Annotated in this window: 7 protein-coding genes and 1 pseudogene; 5 read left to right on the top strand and 3 right to left on the bottom strand. The window is 72.2% G+C overall.

Annotated elements, in window-relative coordinates; all coding sequences use genetic code 11:
* A pseudogene (locus E0D90_RS26735) lies at window positions 1-261 on the top strand (RNA polymerase sigma factor SigF); the annotation flags it as partial.
* 197 nt (window positions 262-458) lie between these two features.
* Complete coding sequence (locus E0D90_RS21180) at window positions 459-1,142, top strand: sigma-70 family RNA polymerase sigma factor (protein WP_130799669.1); 684 nt, start codon at window positions 459-461, stop codon at window positions 1,140-1,142.
* 77 nt (window positions 1,143-1,219) lie between these two features.
* Here the strand turns inward: E0D90_RS21180 and E0D90_RS21175 are convergent, their stop codons facing one another.
* Window positions 1,220-2,149 carry an LLM class flavin-dependent oxidoreductase gene (locus tag E0D90_RS21175; RefSeq protein WP_130799668.1) on the bottom strand — a complete coding sequence of 310 codons (930 nt, stop codon included), beginning with the start codon at window positions 2,147-2,149 and terminating at the stop codon, window positions 1,220-1,222.
* 270 nt (window positions 2,150-2,419) lie between these two features.
* Between E0D90_RS21175 and darT the strand changes: the two genes are divergently transcribed.
* Together darT and darG are read left to right on the top strand one after the other, a co-directional pair.
* Window positions 2,420-3,046: a type II toxin-antitoxin system toxin DNA ADP-ribosyl transferase DarT gene (darT, locus tag E0D90_RS21170; RefSeq protein ID WP_130799667.1), complete on the top strand. Its 627-nt coding sequence runs from the start codon at window positions 2,420-2,422 to the stop codon at window positions 3,044-3,046.
* A gap of 58 nt (window positions 3,047-3,104) precedes the next feature.
* Window positions 3,105-4,166 (top strand): type II toxin-antitoxin system antitoxin DNA ADP-ribosyl glycohydrolase DarG, encoded by a 1,062-nt coding sequence (darG, locus tag E0D90_RS21165; protein ID WP_130799666.1) that lies wholly within the window; start codon window positions 3,105-3,107, stop codon window positions 4,164-4,166.
* A gap of 296 nt (window positions 4,167-4,462) precedes the next feature.
* Here darG and E0D90_RS21160 read toward each other — a convergent pair whose 3' ends face one another.
* A complete protein-coding gene (locus E0D90_RS21160) occupies window positions 4,463-5,416 on the bottom strand; it encodes a Clp protease N-terminal domain-containing protein (RefSeq protein ID WP_170215030.1) in 954 nt (317 codons plus the stop codon).
* A 314-nt stretch (window positions 5,417-5,730) separates the two neighbouring features.
* On the opposite strand from E0D90_RS21160, the gene E0D90_RS21155 reads away from it, so the two are divergent.
* Window positions 5,731-6,663 (top strand): HAD hydrolase family protein, encoded by a 933-nt coding sequence (locus tag E0D90_RS21155; RefSeq protein ID WP_130799664.1) that lies wholly within the window; start codon window positions 5,731-5,733, stop codon window positions 6,661-6,663.
* 41 nt (window positions 6,664-6,704) lie between these two features.
* Here the strand turns inward: E0D90_RS21155 and E0D90_RS21150 are convergent.
* Window positions 6,705-7,740, bottom strand: a 1,036-nt coding sequence (locus E0D90_RS21150; protein WP_307721164.1) for a Clp protease N-terminal domain-containing protein, incomplete at its 5' end; no start/stop codon positions are given.

The raw sequence follows: 7,740 nt of genomic DNA, 5'->3' as shown, positions 1-7,740 counted from the left end.
GCACCGGTCACCGCCGCGCCCACCCCGCTGCCCGACGGGCCGTCCCCGGGCGCCGTCGTCGCTGCCGCCGTCGTCGCCTCCCCGCCGCCGGCCGCCCAACCAGGCACGCCGCCCGGCCCGGCCGAGAGCCCCGCCGCCACCCGGTTCGGAGATCCGGCGCCGACGCCCCGCGCCCCCGGCCCGGCCGTGACCACCCCGGCCGAAACCCACGACGCCGCGTCCTTCCCGCTGGACGGCCGCGACCCGCGCCGCCCCGGTTAGTCCGGCCCCCGCCGTTCCGACGGCACCCCCGCCGTTCCGACGGCACCCCCGCGGAGCCGGCCGCCACCCAGCGCGCCCGGCGTCCGCCTCACCTCATCCAGCACGCGGCACCCGCCACCCCTGGGCGACCGCCGCGTGACCGGGCCCGCTCGGCCGGGCCGCACCACACCAGCGGTACGCACGATGGAGACGGAAGCATGACGGTGCTGAACTCGACCGCGGGGAACAACCCCCACCACGACCGCCCGTCGGAGGACTCCTCCGGCGGCGCACCCGCGGCAGCCCCCTACCGGCGGCTGGAAGCGCTGCTCGCCGCCACCGGTCACGGTGACCGCGACGCCTTCGGGCAGCTCTACGACCGCGTCGCCGGCCGGGTGACACAGACCGCGCTCGCCGTCGTGCGCGACCAGGCGCTTGCCGAGGACGTCGCACAGGAGACCATGCTGGAGGTGTGGAGCCACGCCGCCCGCTACCGCCCGGAACGCGGCAGCCCCTGGAGCTGGATCCTGCGCATCGCGCACCGACGCGCCATCGACCGGGTACGCCACGAACAGGCCCTGGCCGAACGGGAGACGCGCTGGGGACAGCGCGAGGAACTGGCGGTGCACGACCCGGTCGCCGACTACGTCGAGCGCTCCGCCGACGGGGACCGGGTACTGGACGGCCTCGACGCGCTGACCCCGCTCCAGCGCGAGGCGATCACCCTCGCCTACTACGAGGGCCTGAGCTACCCGCAGGTCGCCCGGCAGCTCGACATCCCACTGGGCACCGTCAAGACGCGGATGCGGGACGGCATGAAGCGGCTCAAGGCCCGGCTGCACCACGCCTCGGCCGGCTCGTCACGTCCGCGCCCCGGCACCGTGCGCCCGGCGGCGGGCTGACGGGCCGCTGCGGGCGGGTGGGCGGTGTCGGGCGATCGCGGTCGGGCGATCAGGACTGGGTGATCACGTCCGGGTGATCAGGGCTGGGAGGCCAGCTGGGACAGGCCCTCGGTGGCGATCCGCTCGAAGACCCGCTCGTCGGCCGCGAAGACCGAGTCCGCGATGGGCCAGTGCAGCAGCAGCTCCGTGAAGCCGAGTTCGCCGACCTGCCCGGCGAAGTCCACGAAAGCGTCGACCGACGAGAGCGGCCGGTGCGGCGTGAAACCGGTCAGCAGCGCCTTGCCGATCGCGGACGGCTCGCGGCCCGCTTCCGCGCAGGCGGCCGACAGGTTGTCCACCTGGCGGGCGAGCGCCGCCACCGACTCCTTCTCGCCGCCCTCGGCGGCGGCCGGGTCGCCGGTGGTGATCCACGCCTGGCCGTGCCGCGCGGCGAGCCGCATCCCGCGCGGGCCGGTGGCGGCGACCGCGAACGGCAGCCGTGGCCGCTGCACGCACCCGGGGATGTTGCGGACCTCGCGCGCCGAGTAGAAGTCGCCCTGGAACGAGACGCCACCCGGACCGCTCTCACTGAGCAGCCGGTCCAGCAGCGGAACGAACTCCCCGAACCGGTCGGCGCGTTCACGCGGCGTCCAGGCGTCGTGGCCGAGCGCGGTGGCGTCGAAACCGCTGCCGCCGGCGCCGATGCCGAGGGTGATCCGGCCGTCGGCCACATCGTCCAGGGTGATGAGCTCCTTGGCCAGCGTCACCGGGTGGCGGAAGTTGGGCGAGGTGACCATGGTCCCCAGCCGCAGCCGGTCGGTGGCCGCCGCGGCGGCGGTCAGTGTCGGGATCGCACCGAACCAGGGGCCGTCGCGGAAACTGCGCCAGCTCAGGTGGTCATAGGTGTACGCGGTGTCGAACCCGAGCTCCTCGGCCCGCTGCCAGACCTGCCTGCCCCCCTGGGACCAGCGACGTACCGGCAGGATCACGGTGGACAGCCGCAGCCGAGCGGCGGGGGAAACAGCCATGGGAGGCAGAGTAAGCCATTCGGACCCCACGCAACCCCCGCCGCGAAACGCCACGCCCGGCCCTCACGGGCGGTCGCCGAACGGCTACCGCAGGCCGCGTCCAGGCGGCCGCCGAGACGTGCTGAATGAGCCGAAGGCAGGCTCGCTGACGTGACCGGGCGATACCGAAACGGCGCCGCTCGGCGAGCCGGTCGCGGCTGGCGACGAACGGGGAAGGTCCCAGGTTCACACGGGCCGCAGCGCCGCTTCGACCTATGATGCGACGTCACGATGGACACCATCGACCCTCGCCTCCTGCACTTCACTCATGTGGAGAATCTTGCGGGGATCGCGGCGTCCGGACTTGTAGCCGACCAGCACAAACCCACCGGAACCGTTGAGTGTGCCGACTTAAGCATCAAGGAACGGCGTCGCAGCCAGCCCGTGCTGGCGGGCCCCGGAGGCGCGGTCGCCGACTACGCGCCCTTCTATTTCGCACCGCGTTCGCCGATGCTGTATCGCATCCACAAGGGCGGTGTGGAGACCTATGAGGGACGGCAGGATGAGCTCGTCTACTTGGTGTCCCGTGTGTCACAGGTCGAGCGACATGCCCTCGGCTGGGCTGCGACCGACCGGAATGCCGCGCTCGCGACGGCCAGGTACACGGATAAGGTGCACCTTCTCCCCTCGCATGTCGACTGGGAGGTCATGGAAGCCATGACCTGGACGAACACCCCTACCGATGGATCGCGGCGCGAACGTCGGATGGCGGAGTTCCTGGTCCACCGGGCGCTCCCGTGGACCGCAATCGTTGGCATAGTGGTCCAGACACCCGCCCTGGAGGCGAAGGTCAGGTCGGTCATTGCCACCGCCGGTCACAAGCCGCCAGTCGCTGTCCTACCTGCGTGGTACTTCTAGGTGCTACCGGGCGGCATCGTTTGCGACCCTGGAGAAGACATGAGGGGAGGCAACGACAATGATCACGGAGAGTCACGGCAATCTGCTCCGCGATGACGCACAGGCTCTGGTGAACACCGTCAATACCGTGGGTGTCATGGGCAAGGGCATCGCCTTGCAGTTCAAGCGGGCCTTCCCACATGTCTTCGATGCCTATGCTGCTGCCTGTGAGGCAGGCGAGGTTCGACCGGGTGTCATCCAGCCAGTCGCCCTCCCAGAGGGGCGCTGGGTGCTGAACTTCCCCACCAAGAGGCACTGGCGTCAACCGTCACGCATGGAGGACATCTGCGCCGGCCTGGACGATCTCGTGCGTGTGGTCGGCGAACTGAAGATCACGAGTGTTGCGGTGCCTCCACTCGGCTGCGGCAACGGCGGTCTGCCTTGGTCAGATGTGCGAGCCCTGATCATCGCGAAGCTCCAGGTACTCGACGCTGACATCCGCCTCTACGGTCTGGGTACTCCCCCTGCGGCGGACATGCCTATCGCGACAGCCGCCCCGGTGCTGAACCAGCAGCGAGCCAGGTTCCTGGCCGCGATGCGGCGGTACATCGCGAGTGCGTGGGCCGCAGGCATCACCGAGGCACCCAAAGCATCTCTGCTGGAGTTTCACAAGATCGCTTATCTTCTGCAGTGCGCTGGAATCAATCTTGACCTGCGGTTCGAAGCTGGACACTACGGCCCTTACTCCAGCGGTCTTGATCGAGCGATCGCGGCGATGGAAGGCCACCAGATCATTGGCTTCGGTGATGGCACCGGCGGGGCGCGTGCCGACATCGAGCTGCGCCCATGTGCGGCTGAGGACGCCGAAAAGGCTGTCAGCGGGGACACCGATTTCGAGCACGCCTGGGCTCAGGTCAGCCAGGTATTCGCCGGGTACGAGTATCCCGAGGGCATGGAACTGCTGGCCAGTGTGCACTACCTGGCCACCCAGGATGCCGGGGGCCCCCGGATCCCGGCTGAGGTGGCACGGGATCTCGCCGCGTGGAGTGCGCGCAAACGCCGCCTCTTTCCCGCGAAGGATGCCTCAGAAGCGTGGACCAGGCTTGATGACACACGCTTCTTCTCGGCAGCTGCTCGCTAGCCGCGATCGACCGCGGTAGCGCGCGGTGCCTGCTCCGCGGGTTCGTCGGTGACGCGCGCCCGGCGCGGTACGGAAGTGTCCGCCCATGTGTGGACCGAGGCGCAGCGGTCCGGGCCCCGAGAGCCCACCGCGACAGCCGCCCCGGTGCTGAATCAGCGGCGAGCCAGATTATTGGCGGGACCGGTGGCCTCCGCCGCGTTCGTGACCGACCGCACATCCTGCTGCCCGGGCCGTCGTGGTCCCCGTCGTTGCGTCGGCTGTCGACGCGCGGGTTGTGCCGGGTGGACGCCGACCGGTCAGTGGGCGGTGTCGGCGGGGTGGGGGCCGAGGCGGTCGAGGGCGCGTGCGCCCACGGTCTCCAGGTCGGCGCCCTGCGCCATGAGCAGCTTGCTGCCGACGCAGTCGCCGTCCACGGTCAGCGCCGCCAGCAGGTGCCCCGGCTCGACGGCGTCGTGCCCACGCCGTTCGGCGAGTTGCTGGGCGTGCACGACCAGCAACTGGACCCGGTCCATGAGCGGGAGCTGCCGGTGCGGTGAGACGGGCAGTACGGGGCGCTGTTCGCGCAGCAGCCGCAGCCCGGTGGCGTGGTCGACGCCGGCCTCGGTGAGCGTGGTGCCGACGGCGGGGTCCGCGGTCCGCAGGGAGAGGGCGAGCAGCACGTGCTCCGTGCCGATCTCGTCCAGCCCGGTGGCGCAGGCTTCACGCTGGGCCTGCTGGAGCGTGTCGTGGGCGGCGGCGTCCAGCCAGTGCGTGGGGTGGGTCCGTTCCCCGGCCGGGAGCGGGCGCTGCGGCGTCTCGTCGAGGTTCATCGGATGGAAGCGGACGACGTGTTCCGCCGTCCGCTCGCCGTCGACGCCCAGCCGGTCCAGCAGCCGCGCGGTGGGCAACGCGGCGCCCCGCTGGGTGGTGCCGATCAGCGCCAGCAGCATGTGGCCGGTGCCGATGCTGTTGTGCCGCAGGCGCAGCGACTCGCGCAGCGCGTCCTCCAGCACGCCCTTCATGATGTCGCTGAAGGGAACGTGGTCCTCGGGGGGCGGCGGGCCGACCTGCGCCATGCCGGCCAGGGTCGTGGCCAGCTCACGCTCGTCCACACCCTGGCTCCGCAGTGCGTAGACGGGTATGTCGTGGCTCGTCTCCACCAGGGCGATCAGCGTGTGTTCCGGCTGGATGGTGGGGCTGCCGAGCGAGCGTGCCTGTTCCACGGAGCGGACGGTGGCGAGGCGCAGGCGGTCGGTGAATCGTTCGAACATCGCTGGTGGTTCCCGCCCTTGGTGGTGTGCCACGTGGGCGCGTGGCCCCCGTCCGGTCCGGCCATCGTAGTGACGGGACCGGACGGGGCTTCGAGCGCGTTCGAGGGGCGGGGCGTTGTGGACACGGGTATACCGGCCGTCCTGGGCGGGCCGTTCGCGGGCCGCCGTCGTGGGCTTCGCCGCCGTGCCGCCGGGCGGCTGAACGGGACGGCGACCGCCGTACCGGGAGGGTCTTTGTCCGGACGAATCCCCCGATCTGCGTGGCTCATCCGTGACTACCTCTGCACACATGTGCTGGCATATGCGCGAGGATTATGGCTGTGACCGACACTCCTCCCGCACGCCCCCAGCCGGCACGACGTCCACGACTCATCGCCACCGACCTCGACGGAACCCTCCTCCGCGACGACAAGACCGTCTCCGCGCGCACCCTCGAAGCCCTGGCCGCCGCCTCGGACGCCGGGATCGAGACGGTGTTCGTCACCGGCCGGCCCACCCGCTGGATGCACGTGGTGGGCGACGTACGCGACCGGACGGTCGCGATCTGCGCCAACGGCGCCGTGGTGGTCGACCTCGCCGACGGGCGGCTGATGGAGGTCCATCCGCTCGCCCACGGGGACGCGCTGGCCACGGCAGCGGCCCTGCGAGCCGGCATACCGGGCATCACGTTCGCGGTGGAGCGCACCACGGGCATCCACTACGAGCCCGACTATCCGCCGTTCTTCCCCGACCCCCACGCCGACATCGCTCCGGTGGAGAAGCTGCTCGCACCGGGGCCGCCCTACGCGGGAGCGCCGGTCATCAAGCTCCTGGCACGGCACACCACCATGGACCCGGACGACCTGCTCGCCCGTGCCCGGGAAATCGCTCCCGGATACGGGGAGTTCACCCGTTCCAGCCCGTCCGCCCTGCTGGAGGTGAGCCGAGCCGGGGTCAGCAAGGCCACCACCCTCGCCGCGTACTGCGCCCGGCGCGGACTCGGGCCGGGCGACGTCGTGGCGTTCGGGGACATGCCCAACGACCTGGCGATGCTCACCTGGGCGGGCCGCTCCTACGCGATGGCCAACGCCCATCCCGACGTGCTGGCCGTCACCACCCACCGGACCGGCGCCAACAGCGATGACGGCGTCGCGGCGGCGATCGAGGCGATGCTGGCCGAGTCGGTTGCCGCTCCCGGCCGGCCCGAGTCCGCAGCCCCGGGCACCACCTCCCCGGCGCGTGTCCGGACCCCGGCGGCCGTTACCTGAACGACCGCTGCGGTGCAGGGGTGTTGGGGGTGCCGGGGCGCTCAGCCGGGTTGCGGCACCTGACGCGGGGCGGCGTGCGCGGCACGGGCCACCGGTGCCGTCCCGGCGGGCCGGGCGGGCAGAAGTGCCGCGACCTGGCGGGCCACCGTGCGCGGGTCGGTGCCCAGTGCCCGCAGCAGTGAGCTGCCCGCGCACGTCCCGTCCGAGGTCAGCGCGGCCAGCAGGTGCCCCGGCTCGATCGCGTCGTGCCCCAACGTCCGCGCCCAGACATGGGCGTGGCCCACCAGCACCGACACCTCGGGTGCCGGCCGCAACCCCGCGTACGGGTGCGGCGGCAGCTCCGGCAGCCGCTCGCGCAGCCCGCGCAGCGCGGCGTCCGCCGTGACGCCCGCCGAGCCGAGTGCCCGGCCGGCCGCGCCCGGTCCGCGCACCGCCAGCGCCAGCAGCAGGTGGTCGCTCCCGAAGTCGCCCGTGCCCGAGGCGTTGGCCTCGCGCTGCGCCTGGAGCAGCACCTGGAAGGTCTCCTCGGTGAACCAGTGCGAGACATGGGTCCGCTGCGCGGCGGGCATCGGCCGCCGCGCGGGCACCCCGGCCGGGGCCACCGGGTGGAAGCGGACGACCTCCGCCGCCGTCCGGCGGTGGTCCACGCGGAACCGCGCCAGGGACGCGGCGGCCCCCGTCCCGGGGGTGACGATCAGGGCCAGCAGCTGGTGGCCGGTGCCGACGCTGTCGTGCCCCAGGACCGTCGCCTCGCGCTCCGCCCGTGCCAGAGCGCGTCGCGTCTCCTCGGCGAACGGGACGGACCGCTCCGTGCGCTGCGGTCCCGGCGTCGCCGACGCCTCGATGTACCGGGCCAGTTGGCCGATATCGACTCCCTGGCCGCGCAGCGCGTGAGCGGCCAGGTCGTCACCGGAGCGGGTGATCGCCAGCAGCAGGTGCTCGGTACGGATCTCCCGGCTGCCGAGTCCGCGTGCCTCCGCCGCGGCGTCGGTCACCGCACGCCGCAGTCGATCGGTGAACTTCTGGAACATCCGCTCCCCTGCCGCCCCGCCCCGCGCCCCGTCCCGTGCCACACCC

The organism is Streptomyces otsuchiensis, from assembly GCF_004305975.1.
Lineage (GTDB): Bacteria > Actinomycetota > Actinomycetes > Streptomycetales > Streptomycetaceae > Streptomyces > Streptomyces otsuchiensis.
Note: the sequence above shows the minus strand (reverse complement) of the source record. Positions and strands in the feature narration are given on the sequence as shown.